Annotated in this window: 15 protein-coding genes; 8 read left to right on the top strand and 7 right to left on the bottom strand. The window is 50.1% G+C overall.

The genetic code is table 11. The annotated features are described in order from the left end of the window. Window positions 1-790: RHS repeat-associated core domain-containing protein (locus tag WBL83_RS00330; RefSeq protein WP_424587260.1), on the top strand; the 790-nt coding region annotated here is incomplete at its 5' end. A gap of 1091 nt (window positions 791-1881) precedes the next feature. On the opposite strand, the gene WBL83_RS00325 is transcribed toward WBL83_RS00330, so the two are convergent. Then, window positions 1882-2271, bottom strand: coding sequence for a YidB family protein (locus WBL83_RS00325; RefSeq protein WP_424587259.1), 390 nt, complete (start codon window positions 2269-2271; stop codon window positions 1882-1884). A 48-nt stretch (window positions 2272-2319) separates the two neighbouring features. Next, window positions 2320-3357: a zinc-dependent alcohol dehydrogenase family protein gene (locus WBL83_RS00320; protein WP_424587258.1), complete on the bottom strand. Its 1038-nt coding sequence runs from the start codon at window positions 3355-3357 to the stop codon at window positions 2320-2322. A gap of 111 nt (window positions 3358-3468) precedes the next feature. Between WBL83_RS00320 and WBL83_RS00315 the strand changes: the two genes are divergently transcribed. Beyond that, window positions 3469-4380, top strand: coding sequence for a LysR family transcriptional regulator (locus tag WBL83_RS00315; RefSeq protein WP_424587257.1), 912 nt, complete (start codon window positions 3469-3471; stop codon window positions 4378-4380). On the opposite strand, the gene gyrB is transcribed toward WBL83_RS00315, so the two are convergent. From gyrB to dnaA, 4 genes are all read right to left on the bottom strand, one after another. After that, window positions 4377-6791 (bottom strand): DNA topoisomerase (ATP-hydrolyzing) subunit B, encoded by a 2415-nt coding sequence (gyrB, locus tag WBL83_RS00310; protein ID WP_424587256.1) that lies wholly within the window; start codon window positions 6789-6791, stop codon window positions 4377-4379. The genes WBL83_RS00315 and gyrB overlap by 4 nt on opposite strands. A 28-nt stretch (window positions 6792-6819) precedes the next feature. Beyond that, a complete protein-coding gene (gene recF / locus WBL83_RS00305) occupies window positions 6820-7893 on the bottom strand; it encodes a DNA replication/repair protein RecF (RefSeq protein WP_424587255.1) in 1074 nt (357 codons plus the stop codon). 135 nt (window positions 7894-8028) lie between these two features. Then, window positions 8029-9129 carry a DNA polymerase III subunit beta gene (dnaN, locus tag WBL83_RS00300; RefSeq protein ID WP_424587254.1) on the bottom strand — a complete coding sequence of 367 codons (1101 nt, stop codon included), beginning with the start codon at window positions 9127-9129 and terminating at the stop codon, window positions 8029-8031. A 4-nt stretch (window positions 9130-9133) separates the two neighbouring features. After that, a complete protein-coding gene (gene dnaA, locus WBL83_RS00295) occupies window positions 9134-10522 on the bottom strand; it encodes a chromosomal replication initiator protein DnaA (RefSeq protein WP_424587253.1) in 1389 nt (462 codons plus the stop codon). An 897-nt stretch (window positions 10523-11419) separates the two neighbouring features. Here dnaA and rpmH point away from each other — a divergent pair. The 5 genes from rpmH to mnmE all read left to right on the top strand — a co-directional run bounded on the left by rpmH (window position 11420) and on the right by mnmE (window position 15250). Then, window positions 11420-11560: a 50S ribosomal protein L34 gene (rpmH, locus tag WBL83_RS00290; protein ID WP_003849659.1), complete on the top strand. Its 141-nt coding sequence runs from the start codon at window positions 11420-11422 to the stop codon at window positions 11558-11560. A 17-nt stretch (window positions 11561-11577) separates the two neighbouring features. Continuing rightward, on the top strand, window positions 11578-11937 hold the full coding sequence (rnpA, locus tag WBL83_RS00285; RefSeq protein ID WP_424587252.1) for a ribonuclease P protein component: 360 nt from the start codon (window positions 11578-11580) through the stop codon (window positions 11935-11937). Beyond that, window positions 11901-12158, top strand: a complete 258-nt coding sequence (yidD, locus tag WBL83_RS00280) for a membrane protein insertion efficiency factor YidD (protein WP_072011227.1) — start codon at window positions 11901-11903, stop codon at window positions 12156-12158. The genes rnpA and yidD overlap by 37 nt, the downstream gene beginning before the upstream one ends. Window positions 12159-12160: 2 nt before the next feature. Further along, window positions 12161-13807: a membrane protein insertase YidC gene (gene yidC, locus WBL83_RS00275; protein ID WP_424587251.1), complete on the top strand. Its 1647-nt coding sequence runs from the start codon at window positions 12161-12163 to the stop codon at window positions 13805-13807. 78 nt (window positions 13808-13885) lie between these two features. Continuing rightward, entirely contained in the window at window positions 13886-15250 is a 1365-nt protein-coding gene (gene mnmE / locus WBL83_RS00270; protein ID WP_424587250.1) for a tRNA uridine-5-carboxymethylaminomethyl(34) synthesis GTPase MnmE, read from the top strand. Between the two features lie 52 nt (window positions 15251-15302). Here the strand turns inward: mnmE and WBL83_RS00265 are convergent, their stop codons facing one another. Further along, window positions 15303-16220 (bottom strand): LysR substrate-binding domain-containing protein, encoded by a 918-nt coding sequence (locus WBL83_RS00265; protein ID WP_424587249.1) that lies wholly within the window; start codon window positions 16218-16220, stop codon window positions 15303-15305. Window positions 16221-16370: 150 nt separating this feature from the next. Between WBL83_RS00265 and WBL83_RS00260 the strand changes: the two genes are divergently transcribed. After that, complete coding sequence (locus WBL83_RS00260) at window positions 16371-17222, top strand: MBL fold metallo-hydrolase (RefSeq protein WP_424587248.1); 852 nt, start codon at window positions 16371-16373, stop codon at window positions 17220-17222. Window positions 17223-17285: the final 63 nt, after the last annotated feature.

Here is a 17285-nt window from a genome sequence, read left to right as displayed (position 1 = left end):
GGAAGCGGAAAACGACCGCAAAATCCACCTCTACCACTGCGACCATCTGGGCACGCCGCTGGCACTGGTGGATCGCGAGGGCCATATCGACTGGCACATCACCCTCGACCCGTGGGGCAATGTGCTGAGTGAACACAATCCGCAGCAACTGCATCAGCCGCTGAGAATGCAGGGCCAGCAATACGATGAAGAATCGGGGCTGCATTATAACCGCCACCGTTATTACGACCCGGCTCTGGGAAGGTATATCAGTCAGGATCCGATTGGGTTGGCGGGAGGGTGGAATACATATATTTATCCATTAAATCCATTGCTGGAGATTGATCCACTAGGGTTGGAAACACAAAGATGCATTAAACCACTCCACTCTTTGGGAGGAACAGGCGAACGAAGTGGCCCTGACATATGGGGAAATCCTTTCTACCATCAATATCTTTGCGTCCCTGATGGTAAAGGTGGACATATTTGCGGCGGGCAGGATCAGCGAGGAGAAAAATGGTACGACGGTTTTTGGGGGCCAGGGAAATCCAGTGTCGATAAGTTAGACGATGCAGGGAAATGTGAAACTGTTGAATCAGATAATAAATGCATAGAAGAATGTTTAAAGCGTAAATTTAGTGGATCACGACCACGCTATTCAGTATTACCTGACCTTTTCACGCCGGTACGACTTGGTCTATTAAAAAACTGTCAAGATTGGTCTAATGATAGCTTTAACTCCTGTAAACAAAAGTGCAATGGGAATAACATAAGAAGACTCCTTAATTTTATTTATAAAGGAGTGCTTTAGTGAAAACTCTAAATATTAGTTTAAAACTCGCATGGATAAGCATCTCTTTCATTATACTTTACGCATCTGAAGTAAGAGTTTCAGATTTAAGCTCTATGAATGACATAAGTAGTTTAATTTCATATGTAGCACTAGGAATGCTAATAATATCCTTGCCTATAGGATTGATTTCATTTATAACTGTTATTATATTGTCGTTCTCCTTAGATTATTTCAATATTCTATTGATTGATGGGTTCATCATAAACAAATATATAACTTTGCTTGCTGTTTGGTTTGTTTTTTTTATATTCGGAGGAATACAATGGTTTATACTCACTCCTAAATTATTCCAAAAAAAATCATAAACTTGAACTGATATACCCACAGCATTTTGGATCTGCGTAAGCATAACTATTTTGGCTCATCCATAGCCAATAATGCTTTGGAGTTTCCTGTGAAAACTATCCTCAAGCGGCAGACAAGACACAAAGGTGAAAAGTATTAAACGTTACTCTTTTATTTTTATAATATCTATTTTATAGTGTTTTTCTTTAACTCTGTTAATTTAACTAAAGGCGCCACAATTACCCCCCAAGAAGATATAAATTTTAAAGTCCTTTCCAGTTACTTATCGGACAATGACTATAACCTTACGATAATTAACAATCAAAAAAAACAGAGGAAACGGTAGCCTTATAAGTTTGAAAATAATTAATAATGCAATCACATGAGGTAAAACAGATATAGCCTTGAGTTTTTTTGACGAAGAGTTAATGTGAACCTATTTAAATAAACTTCGGTAGGAGAGGCATAACATATGCAGCAAAAAAAGGTTAATAAATATAAAAGCGAGAACCATGACACAAATATGTCTATTGACATCAAAAAATATATTCTATAGTGACCTGTCATCAGCCTTAAGATGAAGAAATGGATAAAAAAGTGGTCACAACTGTAGATAGTTCGCATTGTTAATACATTAAGAGTATTGCTAAAAAAATAAAAATCTTAAATGGTAAGAAATTTATTTACACTCAACAAACTCTAGCCACTTAATTAAATAAATGGCTAGAGTTGAGTTCCTTCTCCGTCTATTCTTTAAGCTTCTTTTAGCGAAAGAATTTATCTTTCAGCATATGATAGCCTTTGGTCAGCAAATCCTCGTCGTGAGCGACTTCGCCTGCTGGTGATAAGGTATCGACTATTTTCGGGAACTGCTCTGACAACAGTTGAGATGCGCTTCCCACATCAATCCCCAGTTTCTCAGCCAGTCCGCTGATTGCGGGTAATCCCAGTACGTCTTGCACCTGTTCAGGACTAACGCTTTGATTATGCGCGCCACTCAACCATGAGGTGACCACATCTGAGTACCCCTTTTGCCGAAACTGTTCAAGTATTGCCTGAATACCGCCTTGTTCATTTATCCACGTAAGGATGACTTTGAATTTACCTGCATCGCCACCCCCCATCATGCCAGTAACTTGATCGAATAAACCCATGACCGTGTCCTCTTGCATTTACGAAGTGTGCATTAGAAGTGTAGTCAATCATGAGCGAGTTAAGACGATTTTGCCGAATGCGCCACGATCAAGATGTGCTAATGCCTGTGGGAGCTCGTCAAAACGGTAGCGAGTTTCGATGACCGGTTTCATACCGTTTGCATCGATTGCACGCACGAAATCTTCAAGAGCGCGACGATGCCCGACGCCAATCCCCTGTATCGTCGGGGATTTCAGTAAAAGCTCACCCGCCGGGCCTGAGAATTCAAAACCTTCAAGCACACCAATTACCGAGATACGCCCGTGCACTGCCACCGCCCGCAGAGAGTGACCGAGATTCGCTCCTCCCACAGTTTCGATAATATGGTCAATTCCGTCTTCCTGGGTCAGTTCGTACACGGCATCCACCCAATCCTCCTGCAAACGATTAATACCATGATCCGCGCCCAACGCTTTGGCACGAGCCAGTTTTTCATCACTTGCAGAGGTCACAAACACCCGGGCGCCATGGGCTTTGGCGATTTGCAGCGCGAACATAGAAACACCGCCCGTTCCCTGAACCAGCACGGTTTGCCCGGCACGAATTCCACCGCGCTCGACCAGCGCAAACCAGGCGGTCAGCCCTGCACAGGGTAATGTGCTGGCCTGCGCATCATCGAGAGTTTCAGGCGATGCCACCAGCCAGTTTTCGTTCATGACCACGTATTCCGCCAGCATTCCCTGGTAAACCCCACCCAACGTGCGATATGGCGGGGTACGAGCCGTTCCGTTGGGTTTGCCGTCTATCCAGTCGGGTGAGAACGTGGAGATAACTCGCGCCCCTACCTGGAAACGAGTGACACCTTCGCCGATGCTTTCAATCACACCAGCCATATCGGACGCTGGAGTAAATGGGAACGGGAGAGCTAACGGCATGGTTCCGTCAATCACCATTTTGTCGCGGTAATTGAGCGATACTGCATTGACCCGCACCAGAACTTCACCGGGGCCGGGTGCTGGAATCGCTTCTGTCGAGAGAGTCAGGTTGTCACGCCCAACGGCATTCATGGTCCAGCGTTGCATGGTTTTGCTCGTTGTTTGGCTCATCATTTGCTCCTGGTATTCGATTAATTCATCACATACGGAAGTATATCGCTGGCCTGGAATCACCAGTGGCGATAGATTTTCTCGATATTGGTTCCAGAATGGATACAAAAGATGAGTGAACAACTGAAGGGGATTTCTGTTTTTGTTACCGCAGTTGAAGCGGGTAGCTTTGCTCTTGCGGCGGAGCGCCTGCATCTCTCACGTTCTGCGGTCGGCAAAACAGTGGCTCAGCTCGAGCAGCGGCTCGCTGTCCGGCTTTTTCAGCGTACTACGCGCAGCCTGGCACTAACGGATGACGGCGCACTTTTCTATGAGCATTGCCTAAGAGCGCTGGCAGAAATTAATGCGGCCCAAACGCTGCTCGAGAGCGGAAAAAAGAGCGTCAGTGGGCGGTTACGCGTCTCTATGCCGGTGCTTTATGGGCGCATGTGCATTGCGCCTTTGCTGACCGAGTTTGCGAGCCAGCATCCAAAACTGGCAGTAGATTTGCTGTTTAGCGACAAAATCTCCGACCTGGTTGAAGACGGTTTAGATCTGGTGATTCGCAACGGCAAATTAACGGACAGCAGTGGCCTGGTGGCGCGAAAGATTGGTGAGCATCGCATGATGATTTGCGCATCGCCTCGATATTTGCTGCAACATGGTGAGCCGCAAACCATCGACGATTTATCGCACCACGAAGTGTTCAATTACATGAACGCTGGCGTGCCACATCGCTGGGTTATCAATGCCGATGGCGGCAAGAAAAGCGAGTTTATCCCGAAATCACGGGTGATGATGGATGATTTAGAAGCGATTGCAGATGCAGCAATTGCTGGGTTGGGTGTTGCGCTACTGCCTTGCTGGCTGATTGAGGAAGAGTTACAGAATGGGAAACTGGTGAGGATACTGCGCGAGGATTTGGACAGTGTTTATGAAACTCATGCGGTGTGGCTTCAGACATCTCATCTACCGCTAAAAGTGAGGCTGGCGGTGGATATGCTGGTGAGCAGATCGCCTGCTCACCAGTATTCTCTCACTTAGATATCGATGTTCGCCGCTTTCAGGGCATTTTCTTCGATAAATGCACGACGTGGTTCAACCGCGTCGCCCATCAGTGTGGTGAACAGCTGATCGGCTGCAATCGCATCTTTAACAGTGACGCGCAACATACGACGGCTTTGCGGATCCATCGTGGTTTCCCACAGCTGATCCGGGTTCATTTCACCCAATCCTTTGTAACGCTGAATAGACAGGCCACGACGAGACTCTTTGCCCAGCCAATCCAGCGCCTGCTCGAAGCTGTCTACTGGCTGACGGCGTTCGCCACGTTCGATAAACGCGTCTTCTTCAATCAGGCCACGCAGTTTCTCGCCCAGCGTGCAAATACGACGGTATTCGCCACCTACGATAAACTCTTGCTCCAGCGGATAGTCAGTATCGACACCGTGGGTACGAACACGAATCACCGGTTCAAAAAGATTCAGTTCACGGTTATGACGAACCAGAGAGTTCCAGGTGCTGCCATGCTGTTCGTTCTCGTTAAGCGAGGTGACCAGAGCAGAAACCCAGGAAGTCACTTTGCTTTCATCAGTCAGATCGGCATCAGCAAGCGTTGGATGATAAACCAGGTTGTTCAGCAAGTTACGCGGATAACGGCGCTCCATGCGACCAATCATTTTCTGGCAAGCCTTAAATTCAGACACCAGTTTTTCCAGCGCTTCGCCAGCCAGGGCTGGTGCATTGGCGTTGGTGTGCAACGTTGCGCCATCCAGTGCGATAGAAATCTGGTATTGATCCATCGCTTCATCATCTTTGATGTACTGCTCTTGCTTGCCTTTCTTCACTTTGTACAGCGGTGGCTGTGCGATATACACATGGCCGCGCTCAACGATTTCAGGCATCTGACGGTAGAAGAAGGTCAACAGCAGGGTACGGATGTGTGAGCCATCGACGTCAGCATCCGTCATGATGATGATGCTGTGATAACGCAGTTTATCCGGGTTGTATTCGTCACGGCCAATGCCGCAACCTAACGCGGTAATCAGCGTGGCCACTTCCTGAGAGGCGAGCATTTTGTCAAAGCGCGCTTTCTCAACGTTCAGAATTTTACCTTTCAGCGGCAGGATCGCCTGGTTCTTACGGTTACGCCCCTGTTTTGCAGAGCCGCCCGCAGAGTCCCCTTCCACAAGGTACAGTTCGGAGTGAGCCGGGTCGCGTTCCTGGCAATCAGCCAGTTTGCCTGGCAGACCAGCCAAATCCAGCGCGCCTTTACGACGGGTCATTTCACGTGCACGGCGTGCTGCTTCACGAGCACGAGCTGCATCAATGATTTTGCCCACAACGATTTTCGCATCGGATGGGTTTTCCAGCAGGTATTCAGACAGCAGTTCGTTCATCTGCTGCTCAACCGCGGATTTCACTTCTGAAGAAACCAGTTTGTCTTTGGTCTGAGAAGAGAATTTAGGGTCTGGCACTTTTACAGAAACGACTGCAATCAGGCCTTCACGGGCATCGTCACCGGTAGCGCTGACTTTAGCTTTCTTGCTGTAGCCTTCTTTGTCCATATACGCGTTCAGAGTACGCGTCATCGCGGCGCGGAAACCGGCCAGGTGAGTACCACCATCGCGCTGCGGGATGTTGTTGGTAAAGCAGTAGATGTTTTCCTGGAAACCATCATTCCACTGCAAGGCCACTTCCACGCCAATGCCGTCTTTTTCAGTGCTGAAATAGAACACAGTTGGGTGAATTGGCGTTTTGTTTTTGTTCAGGTACTCGACGAATGCACGGATACCACCTTCGTAGTGGAAGTGGTCCTGACGGCCATCACGCTTATCAATCAGGCGGATAGACACGCCAGAGTTCAGGAATGACAACTCACGCAGGCGTTTTGCCAGGATGTCGTATTCGAACTCAATCACGTTGGTGAAGGTTTCGTGGCTTGGCCAGAAACGGACCTGAGTACCGGTTGCATCGGTATCACCGGTCGCCGCCAGCGGCGCTTGTGGCACACCGTGAATGTAAGTTTGCTGGTGTACTTTGCCTTCGCGGCGAATCAGCAGTTCCAGCTTCTGGGACAGGGCGTTAACAACCGAAACACCCACACCGTGCAGACCGCCAGAGACTTTATAAGAGTTGTCATCGAACTTACCGCCTGCGTGCAGCACGGTCATGATAACTTCAGCCGCAGACACACCCTCTTCCGGGTGAATGCCGGTAGGAATACCACGGCCATCATCGGTGACTGAGACAGAGTTATCAGCATGGATGGTGACAACGATGTCTTTACAGTGACCGGCAAGTGCTTCGTCGATAGCGTTATCTACGACCTCAAATACCATGTGGTGCAGACCGGTGCCGTCGTCCGTATCGCCGATATACATTCCCGGGCGCTTACGTACCGCATCCAGCCCTTTAAGGACTTTGATACTGGAGGAGTCATAAGAATTCGACATCAACGTTTCTCGCTCATTTATTCTTGGGTTAATCCGTTATTTTACCCTGATCCACGACGAACATCTTCGAATTTTTGTCCGCCATATCCATCACATGTTCTGCGCTAATCGCGCTAACGAAAACCTGTGATTCCGTCGCCTTTAACCGGCTGGCTAATAGACCACGACGTGCATCATCTAGTTCAGAGGCAAAATCATCTATCAGATACAGGCAACGTCGCCCGTTCTGTCGGGTGAGAAACTCACCCTGCGCCAGTCTTAAAGCGCACATCAGTAATTTAAGCTGCCCACGCGACAAGGTATCTTCTACCGGCGCGCCATCTGCACGGATCCTGAAATCAGCTTTGTGAGGGCCATGAGCCGTGTAGGTCAGCATGCGGTCGCGTTCGAAATTGCGTTCCAGTAGCTCGCCATAATCGCTCTCTTTTTCCCAACCGCGTTGGAAAGAGAAGCTCAGCGAAAACTCCGGAAGAAATTGCGCGCAGGTGTCAGCCATGTCATCGGCAATGGCTGAACTGTAATCGGCACGCCAGCGGCTGATTTGCTCCGCAAGTGGGATAAGTTCTTGATCCCATGGCCGCAGTTGCGCATAGCGCGTTACTTGTCGCAACGCGGCATTGCGTTGCTTAAGCAGGCGCTTGAGATTGCTCCAGGCGACAAAAAATCCTGGTTCGTTATGGAAACATCCCCAATCGAGGAACGCTCGTCGGAATTTAGGGCCGCCGTTGAGCAGAGTAAATCCTTCGGGGGTGATGAGCTGCATCGGCATCAATAGCGCAAGTTCAGCCACTTTGTGGCCGTCGCTGCCATCGATACGCACTTTGCTGTCGCCTGCACGGTCTTTAGACAGGCCAATGGCGGATTCCCGCTCGCCGTTCTGTAAACGGCCATGCAGTACAAAGGATTCTTGTTCATGGCGAATCACACGCTCAATTTTCAAGCTGCGAAAAGCACGCCCGTGTCCGAGGGTATAAATCGCCTCTAACACGCTGGTCTTGCCACTTCCGTTGGCTCCTACCAGGAAATTAAACCCCGGAGAGAGAGCCAGATCCGCATTTTCAATATTACGAAAGTCTTTAATCAGTAAACGCGACAGCGACATATTTAACTCACAACCAGGGCGTTATCGGCGCAGTTAGTCTGATTACGGCCAGCGCGCAACAACCGGAGCGTACTGAAGTACGTGAGGATTGTGAGCACTGCCCGGAACCAGAATAACAAGTAAGATAGCCCGATACTAAAGACGCATTGGCATGACGACGTACGCTGCTGCCTGAGAGGCTGCATCTTCAATCTGTACACTGGAAACAGAATCGGTCAGTAAAATGCGCACGTTCTCGCACTTCAGTGCGTTCAGAACATCCAACACGTAACTGACGTTAAAGCCGATTTCCATATCTGTGCCGTCATAAGTGACGTCCAGAATTTCTTCGGCTTCTTCCTGTTCAGGGTTGTTAGCGGTGATTTTCAACTGATTGGCAATCACTTGCAGACGCACACCGCGGAACTTCTCGTTCGACAGAATCGCCGCCCGTGAAAAAGCCTGTTTCAGCAAATCACAACTGGCATCGAGATGTTTATCCGGATTCTTCGGCAATACGCGACGATAATCCGGGAAACGGCCATCAACCAGCTTAGAGGTGAAGATAAAGTCACCGACGTGCGCACGGATGTTGTTGCTACCAATTTGAATGCGCAGCGGGCTATCGCCGCCGTCAAGCATGCGCATCAGCTCAATCACGCCTTTACGCGGCACGATCACCGAATGGCTCGGCAAAGACTGACCCACCGGCATTGAACACACAGCCAGACGGTGACCATCGGTCGCCACGGTGCGCAGCTCTTCGCCTTCGGTTTCAAACAACATGCCGTTCAAGTAATAGCGAACGTCCTGATGAGCCATAGAAAACTGCGTGGCTTCAATCAGGCGTTTCATGGTCGCTTGCGGGAGCGTGAATTCGACTTCACTCTGCCAGTCGTCCAGGTTCGGGAAATCAGCCGCCGGCAGCGTTGAGAGCGAGAAACGGCTACGCCCGGAGCGCACTAACATGCGATCACCCTCAAGCTGTACAGCAATTTCTGCGCCTTCTGGCAGACCGCGACAGATGTCGAAGAATTTACGTGCAGGCACCGTTGTGGCACCCGGCTCATGCGGCTGCACCAGTGCGACACGCGCCACCATCTCCATTTCCAGGTCAGTACCTGTTAATGAGAGTGCTCCATCCGCGACTTGCAACAGCAGGTTGCCGAGAATCGGTAACGTCGGACGGCCACCTAATGGGCCACTCACCTGTTGCAGCGGTTTTAATAAAGTTTCACGTTCAACGGTAAATTTCATAGCGTCACGAAGATAATGTTCTGATTAGGTTAGAGAAATCTTCTTTGATGTCGTGGCTTTCTTCACGCAACTGCTCAATCTTACGGCAGGCGTGCAGAACCGTAGTATGGTCGCGGCCACCAAAGGCATCGCCGATTTCTGGCAAGCTATGGTTTGTCAGTTCCTTCGCCAGCGCCATCGCCATTTGACGTGGACGGGCAACCGAACGGGAACGACGCTTGGACAACAGGTCAGCAATCTTTATTTTATAGTACTCTGCCACCGTCTTCTGGATATTGTCGATGGTGACGAGCTTCTCTTGCAGCGCCAGCAGATCACGCAGTGCTTCACGCACGAAGTCGATGGTAATTGCCCGGCCAGTAAAGTTGGCGTTGGCAATAACACGGTTCAATGCCCCTTCAAGCTCGCGCACATTCGAACGTAAACGCTTAGCAATAAAGAATGCAACTTCGCCTGGCAGACGAATGTCATTCTCATCTGCTTTTTTCATCAGGATCGCCACGCGCGTTTCCAGTTCTGGCGGCTCGATTGCGACCGTTAACCCCCAGCCGAAGCGAGATTTCAGACGATCTTCCACCCCGTTGATCTCTTTTGGATAGCGATCCGAGGTCAGAATGATCTGTTGGTTGCCTTCAAGCAGGGCATTAAAGGTGTGGAAGAACTCTTCTTGTGAGCGCTCTTTATTAGCAAAGAATTGAATGTCATCAATCAGCAGCGCATCAACAGAACGGTAGTAACGTTTGAACTCTTCAATGGCGTTGTTTTGCAGCGCTTTTACCATGTCTTGCACGAAGCGTTCGGAGTGCATGTACACCACTTTCGCATTCGGTTTGCGCGCAATAATACCGTTACCTACAGCATGCAACAGGTGCGTTTTACCCAGACCGGTGCCGCCATAAAGGAACAAAGGGTTATAAGCTCCGCCTGGGTTATCCGCCACCTGACGCGCCGCCGCGCGAGCCAGTTGGTTCGATTTACCCTCAACGAAGTTATCGAAAGTATGTTTTACGTTGACGTTAGAGCGGTATAACTGTTCAGCGGGAGCCGGGAGATTGTCCCAGCTTGGACGCATTGGGGCTGTAGGGCGCGCCATTTGCGCATGGGCAGGAGCGGTAGCCACTGCCTGCTGATTTAACGTCTGACTGACCGGTTTGCTACCAACTTCAAAACGTAATACTGGCGCATCTGTGCCGCAAAAATCGTTAAGCAATCCGTTGATATTATTAAGGTACTTATCTCGTACCCAGTCGAGAACAAAACGGTTTGGTGCATACAGGGCCAGCGTGTTATCGCTCAGTTCCGCCTGTAGGGGGCGTATCCACATACTGAATTCTGTGGCTGGTAACTCATCCTGCAATCGGGCAAGACACTGCTGCCAAAGCGAAAGTGACACGGCGGACTCCACTCGAACAAAGTCGATAAAATGACGAAGACTGAAAGTTTATATTCATGATTGTTGACGCACGCCGACTCTTCCTCATCGGAACCCCGGTACGGGAAGCGTGCGAACCGCTATCTGCGGTTTATACCCATCGCCCTTCAAGATATAGGGTTGTTGGCTGCTCTCGTTCACCCAAATCACTTACTTGAGTAAGCTCATCGGGATTCATTCGATTGCCGCCTACCTACATCCTGAAGTCACTCGGGTTTACCCCAGGGTGAACACTAAAGGATCACGATCGGGACCGCGGATCATAGCCTAAAGTGCGCCGGAGATCTTCTGTTTCTCACAGTTTCTTCCCGATTTATCCACAGGGCTGTTTTGTGGAGTCAGGCTAGTTTTGTGGAGTCTAAGTGTAAACGATCCTGTCAGGCGCGCAGCGCTTTACGTTCCTATATTGGAAAATTTAATGACTAGCGCACAAAATCGTCTTAACAGATCTAAGGAAGATCCCAGTCGATCCTTGCGCTTTAATGGGGACGCCGTATAATTCCCCACCCGTCGCGTGTCGCCACGGCTTTATTTTGGACAGATCCTGGTCATTTTTAGGGTCAAAAAGCGAATTAAGGCACGGGAAATATAGCCTAAATAATTCAAGTTCCTGGTAGGCGGCAAGCTCAGGAATTCTCTGGAGTTTACTTGAGTAAATGACAGAGGTGAGTGAGTGCAGCCAACACCCCAGCAACTTGAAGTATGACGGCTATCAAGGAAAGAGAATTGACTCCGGAGTGTACAATTATTACAATCCGGCCTCTTTAATCAGCCACACTGAGGCGTTAGTCATTTGCAGTTTATGCAAGGCTTCTCGCTAACCCAGTGAAATTTATCCAAGTTTAGGTAGAAATCGCCATGAAACGCACTTTTCAACCGTCTGTACTGAAGCGCAACCGTTCTCACGGCTTCCGTGCTCGTATGGCTACAAAAAATGGTCGTCAGGTACTGGCACGTCGTCGTGCTAAAGGCCGTTCTCGTCTGACCGTTTCTAAGTAATAAAAGCTAACCCCTGAGTGGTTAAGCTCGCATTTCCCAGGGAGTTACGCTTGTTAACTCCCACTCATTTCACTTTCGTCTTCCAGCAACCTCAACGGGCTGGCACGCCGCAAATCACCATCCTCGGCCGCCTTAATTCGCTGGGGCATCCCCGCATCGGTCTTACAGTCGCTAAGAAAAATGTTAAACGTGCACACGAACGCAATCGGATTAAACGTCTGACGCGTGAGAGTTTCCGTTTGCGTCAGCACGAACTTCCTCCAATGGATTTCGTGGTAGTGGCTAAGAAAGGGGTTGCAGACCTGGATAACCGGGCTTTATCGGAAGCATTGGAAAAGTTATGGCGCCGTCACTGTCGCCTGTCTCGCGGCTCCTGATAGGCCTGATTAGGGTCTATCAGCGCCTGATAAGTCCGCTTCTCGGGCCGCATTGCCGTTTCACTCCTACCTGTTCTCACTACGGAATTGAGGCATTGCGCAGGTTTGGGGTGTTAAAAGGCAGTTGGTTGACGGTGAAACGCGTATTAAAATGCCACCCTTTGAACCCCGGTGGAGACGATCCCGTCCCACCTGGACCTTTTGATACCAGAGAACACTAACGATGGATTCGCAACGCAATCTCTTTCTCATCGCTTTGTTGTTCGTGTCTTTCATGATCTGGCAAGCCTGGGAGCAGGACCACGCTCCAAAACCACAGGTGCAGCAGACCACGCAGACTACGACCACCGCAGCAGGTAACGCCGCAAGCCAGGGTGTGCCGACCAGTGGCCAGGGAAAAATCATCACGGTTAAAACTGACGTCCTTGAGCTTTCCATCAACACCCGTGGTGGTGATGTTGAGCAGGCACAGTTGCTGACCTACCCGAAAGAGCTCAAATCTAATGAGCCGTTCCAGTTACTGGAAACGACGCCAGAATTTGTCTACCAGGCACAAAGTGGCCTGACAGGTCGTGATGGCCCGGATAACCCGGCTAACGGTGATCGTCCACTGTATAACGTTGAAAGCGACAGCTTCGTCCTGCCGGAAGGCCAGAACGAACTCGTTATTCCAATGACTTATACTGATGCGGCGGGCAATACCTTCACTAAATCCTTCACTCTGAAACGCGGCGAGTTCGCGGTAAGCGTGGATTACAACGTGAAGAACGCCGGTGAGAAACCGCTGGAACTGGCTACCTTTGGTCAGTTGAAGCAGTCCATCAATCTGCCATCGCACCGCGATACTGGAAGCAACAACTTTGCGTTGCATACCTTCCGTGGCGCTGCGTACTCGACTCCTGATGCGAAATACGAAAAATATAAATTCGATACCATCGCTGACGGTGAAAACCTGAACGTTAATGCCAACAATGGTTGGGTTGCGATGTTGCAGCAGTATTTTGCAACAGCGTGGGTTCCGCGTAATCAGGGTACCAACAACTTCTATACCACCAAACTGAGCAATGATGTGGCGGCGATTGGTTATAAATCCGCACCACAACTGGTTCAGCCAGGCCAGACAGCTCAACTGGGTAGCACCCTGTGGGTTGGCCCGGAAATTCAGGACAAAATGGCAGCCGTTGCGCCGCACCTTGACCTGACTGTGGATTATGGTTGGTTGTGGTTTATTTCTCAGCCGCTGTTCAAGCTGTTGAAATTCCTGCACGGCTTCATCGGTAACTGGGGCTTCTCCATTATCGTTATCACCTTTATCGTTCGTGGCATCATGTACCCGCTGACTAAAGCGCAGTACACCTCCATGGCGAAAATGCGTATGCTGCAGCCGAAACTGGCGGCCATGCGTGAACGTATTGGTGATGATAAGCAGCGTCAGAGCCAGGAAATGATGGCCCTGTACAAAGCTGAGAAAGTTAACCCGCTGGGTGGTTGTCTCCCGCTGGTTATCCAGATGCCAATCTTCCTGGCGTTGTACTACATGCTGATGGGTTCTGTGGAATTGCGCCATGCGCCATTCGCACTGTGGATCCATGACTTGTCCGCACAAGACCCGTACTACATCCTGCCGATCCTGATGGGCTTGACGATGTTCTTCATTCAGAAGATGTCGCCTACCACTGTGACCGACCCGATGCAGCAGAAGATCATGACCTTTATGCCGGTCATCTTCACGGTGTTCTTCCTGTGGTTCCCGTCAGGCCTGGTACTGTACTATATCGTCAGTAACACAGTGACCATCATCCAGCAGCAGCTGATTTATCGCGGTCTTGAGAAACGTGGCTTACACAGCCGTGACAAGAAAAAGACCTGATAAAAATTAGCGAGCAGCTTACGAAAGGCGGTCAATAGACCGCCTTTTTCTTTTCTACTCAAAGTCTGAGAGATAACAATGAGCCATAACGAGACAATCGTTGCCCAGGCGACACCGCCGGGACGTGGTGGGGTCGGTATCCTGCGCGTCTCAGGCCTTCAAGCACGTGAAGTGGCGCAGGCCATTCTGGGTAAATTACCTAAACCACGTTACGCCGATTATCTGCCATTTCGTGATGCAGACGGCAGCGTTCTGGATCAAGGCATCGCGCTGTGGTTCCCTGGCCCTAATTCCTTCACAGGTGAGGATGTGCTGGAACTGCAAGGTCACGGTGGCCCGGTTATCCTCGATTTGCTGTTAAAGCGCATCCTGGCGCTCTCAGGCGTGCGTATCGCAAGGCCTGGCGAGTTCTCCGAGCGCGCATTTTTGAATGATAAGCTGGACCTGGCACAGGCAGAAGCCATCGCCGACTTGATTGACGCCAGCTCCGAGCAAGCTGCACGTTCAGCGTTAAATTCTTTGCAGGGCGCCTTCTCTGCACGCGTAAACCATCTGGTTGAGGCATTGACCCATCTGCGCATTTACGTGGAAGCGGCGATTGATTTCCCGGATGAAGAAATCGATTTTCTGTCAGACGGCAAAATTGAAGCCCAACTGAACCAGGTGATTGGCGATCTTGACGCGGTTCGCGCCGAAGCGCGTCAGGGCAGTTTGCTGCGCGAAGGGATGAAAGTGGTGATTGCCGGACGTCCAAATGCCGGTAAATCTAGCCTGTTGAATGCGCTGGCTGGCCGCGAAGCCGCGATTGTGACGGATATTGCCGGCACCACGCGCGACGTGCTGCGCGAACACATTCACATCGACGGTATGCCGCTGCATATCATTGATACAGCAGGTTTACGCGAAGCCAGCGACGAAGTTGAGCGCATCGGCATCGAACGTGCGTGGAACGAGATCGAACAAGCCGACCGCGTACTGTTTATGGTTGACGGGACCACCACCGACGCCACCGACCCCGCTGAAATTTGGCCTGACTTTATCGCACGCCTTCCGGCACGTTTGCCGATAACGGTGGTACGTAACAAAGCCGATGTCACAGGTGAAACGCTGGGTCTGAGCGATGTGAATGGTCACTCACTTGTACGGCTGTCTGCGCGTACCGGTGAAGGCGTAGATGTGCTGCGCGATCATCTAAAACAGAGTATGGGCTTTGAAACCAATATGGAAGGCGGTTTCCTGGCACGTCGTCGCCACCTGCAGGCGCTGGAACAGGCGGCAGACCATCTGCAACAAGGCAAAGCGCAGCTGTTGGGCGCGTGGGCCGGGGAGTTACTGGCCGAAGAACTGCGTCTTTCTCAGCAAAGCCTGAGCGAAATCACCGGTGAATTTACCTCTGATGATTTGCTCGGACGCATTTTCTCAAGCTTCTGCATCGGTAAGTAAGCTAACTTCCGCCGCTGTACGTGAACATTCACTAACCCGTATTAACATCATGTTAATACGGGTTTTTATTATCAATCCTTAGCGTACCGCTCGTGATTTCTACCTGCAACCAGGTTTCAAAAGCCTGTAATGCCCGATCGTTGATCCCCGAAACGGTTGGCTTCACAAGACAAAACTTTTTGCTCAGGCTGTCTGATTCTGGCCAGGGCGCCACCAGCAAACCATCCTGAAGCTCTTTTTCAACATACATACGTGGCACCAGCGCAACGCCCTGTCCCGTAATTGCCGCGGCGATAGCCATTTCGTGCAGGTCATAGCGGTCGCCTTGAGAGGGGTTATCAAGACCAATTCCATTTTGCCGGGCATAGTGATGCCATGCTTCCGGATTTTGCCGCCGATGAATACGCGGCAGCCCGTTCAGTTGTTGCGCAATATCTCTGTTTGTCAGCAATGTCGGATGGCACACCGGTATCAAACGTTCCTCAAGCAGAAAACTGACGTTCATGCCCGCCCAGCCAGGATGTTCAAAATGAATGGCGGCATCAAAACCACTTCCAGCCAGAATAAACGGGTCGCTTCGGGCGGCAATATTCAGTGTGATATCAGGATGCAAGGCTCTGAAACCATTCAAACGTGGAATAAGCCAGCGGCTTGAAAAAGTGGGGAGAACGGCAAGTTCCAGGCTTTGCCCTCCCTCGTGAATACCGCAAATGTACTGGGTATCTCTTTCCAGTCGTTCAAGCATTTCACGAACGTGATGTGAATAGCGGATCCCCACGGGATTAAGTTTTACCCGGCTCCCAACACGGTCAAAGAGCTTACAGCTGAGTAGCGATTCAAGGCGTGCTATCTGGCGGCTGATAGCGCCTTCTGTTAGCGACAACTCTTCCGCTGCCCTGGCAAAATTACTGTGTCTTGCCGCTGACTCGAAAGCCAGCAATGAAGCGCTGCTGGGAAGCTTTCTGCGCATTAGAACCTTCCTGTTGGTGCAGATTCAGTGACAAAATGTCATTGATGGGTGAAATAGTATCGTTATAAGAGCCCGATTTAAGCCTTTAAGATGACGGAAAGTCATCGCACGAGTTTAGTGTTTCCCGTCATTCACCCTGAGGTAATCGTAATGAATCATCCCGCTTTTTTCTCCCGTCAGATTGGTGACTTTCTGGTTACCGCCGTCAGTGACGGAAATATGGCAGCCAGTCTGGATTTGCTCTCAGGCATTGAAAAACCGGCAGCAGAGGCAATTCAGCATAGCGCGGGTATTGATGAACCCGGCAATATCCACATCAATTGCTACCTGATACGTGGCCGTGGGCGCACCATGCTGGTTGATGGCGGTACGGGAGGTATGAACGACGCGGGAGGTATGCTCAGCAAAAACCTGCGTGCCGCCGGAGTGACTCCTGACGACATCGACACTCTCTTAATAACGCATTGCCACCCCGACCATATCGGCGGCTTGCTGGATAAGCAGGGGCTTGCGGTATATAAAAATGCGCAACTCTATCTACATGATCTTGAAGCTGAATACTGGCGAGACGATTATCATTTTAAACAAGCCAGCGAACGAGGACAGCGTAATTTTTTGCTCGCCCGCCGCGTACTTGATGTCTATGCACCCAGGCTGCACATTATTTCAGAAGATGTAATAACAGAAGGCATTCGCCCGGTTTGGCTCCCAGGACATACGCCGGGCCACACGGGTTTTCAGATTGATTCCAGGGAAACGAGTTTGCTTATCTGGGGCGATGTGGTTCATTTTCCCCATATACAATCAGCTCACCCTGAGGTTTCCATTATGTTTGATTACGATGCTGCTCAGGCTGAACAAACCCGCGCAAAAATTCTGCGACACGTAGCCCGAGAAAACCTGCTCGTCGCGGGTATGCATTTTGGAAACAAAGGGTTTGCCTATATCCATCCCTCTGAGTCGGGCTACTGCATCAAATACACAGAGGCTGAGCTGGCGTAAGATTAAAACCCATATATTCATGACATTGATCATTCGCTAAGGTTTTGATCGTTTTTTATCCAT

The sequence above is a fragment of the Buttiauxella sp. genome, assembly GCF_049686335.1.
Taxonomy (GTDB): Bacteria; Pseudomonadota; Gammaproteobacteria; order Enterobacterales; family Enterobacteriaceae; genus Buttiauxella.
This window is presented reverse-complemented; position numbering and strand designations above follow the sequence as displayed.

Excerpts from the sequence above, each read along its gene's own strand:
- rpmH (WP_003849659.1), top strand. The coding sequence starts at position 11,420 with ATGAAACGCACTTTTCAACCGTCTGTACTGAAGCGCAACCGTTCTCAC.
- WBL83_RS00315 (WP_424587257.1), top strand. The coding sequence starts at position 3,469 with ATGAGTGAACAACTGAAGGGGATTTCTGTTTTTGTTACCGCAGTTGAA.
- recF (WP_424587255.1), bottom strand. The coding sequence starts at position 7,893 with ATGTCGCTGTCGCGTTTACTGATTAAAGACTTTCGTAATATTGAAAAT.
- WBL83_RS00260 (WP_424587248.1), top strand. The coding sequence starts at position 16,371 with ATGAATCATCCCGCTTTTTTCTCCCGTCAGATTGGTGACTTTCTGGTT.
- dnaN (WP_424587254.1), bottom strand. The coding sequence starts at position 9,129 with ATGAAATTTACCGTTGAACGTGAAACTTTATTAAAACCGCTGCAACAG.
- gyrB (WP_424587256.1), bottom strand. The coding sequence starts at position 6,791 with ATGTCGAATTCTTATGACTCCTCCAGTATCAAAGTCCTTAAAGGGCTG.
- WBL83_RS00320 (WP_424587258.1), bottom strand. The coding sequence starts at position 3,357 with ATGAGCCAAACAACGAGCAAAACCATGCAACGCTGGACCATGAATGCC.
- mnmE (WP_424587250.1), top strand. The coding sequence starts at position 13,886 with ATGAGCCATAACGAGACAATCGTTGCCCAGGCGACACCGCCGGGACGT.
- yidD (WP_072011227.1), top strand. The coding sequence starts at position 11,901 with ATGGCGCCGTCACTGTCGCCTGTCTCGCGGCTCCTGATAGGCCTGATT.
- WBL83_RS00265 (WP_424587249.1), bottom strand. The coding sequence starts at position 16,220 with ATGCGCAGAAAGCTTCCCAGCAGCGCTTCATTGCTGGCTTTCGAGTCA.
- WBL83_RS00325 (WP_424587259.1), bottom strand. The coding sequence starts at position 2,271 with ATGGGTTTATTCGATCAAGTTACTGGCATGATGGGGGGTGGCGATGCA.
- yidC (WP_424587251.1), top strand. The coding sequence starts at position 12,161 with ATGGATTCGCAACGCAATCTCTTTCTCATCGCTTTGTTGTTCGTGTCT.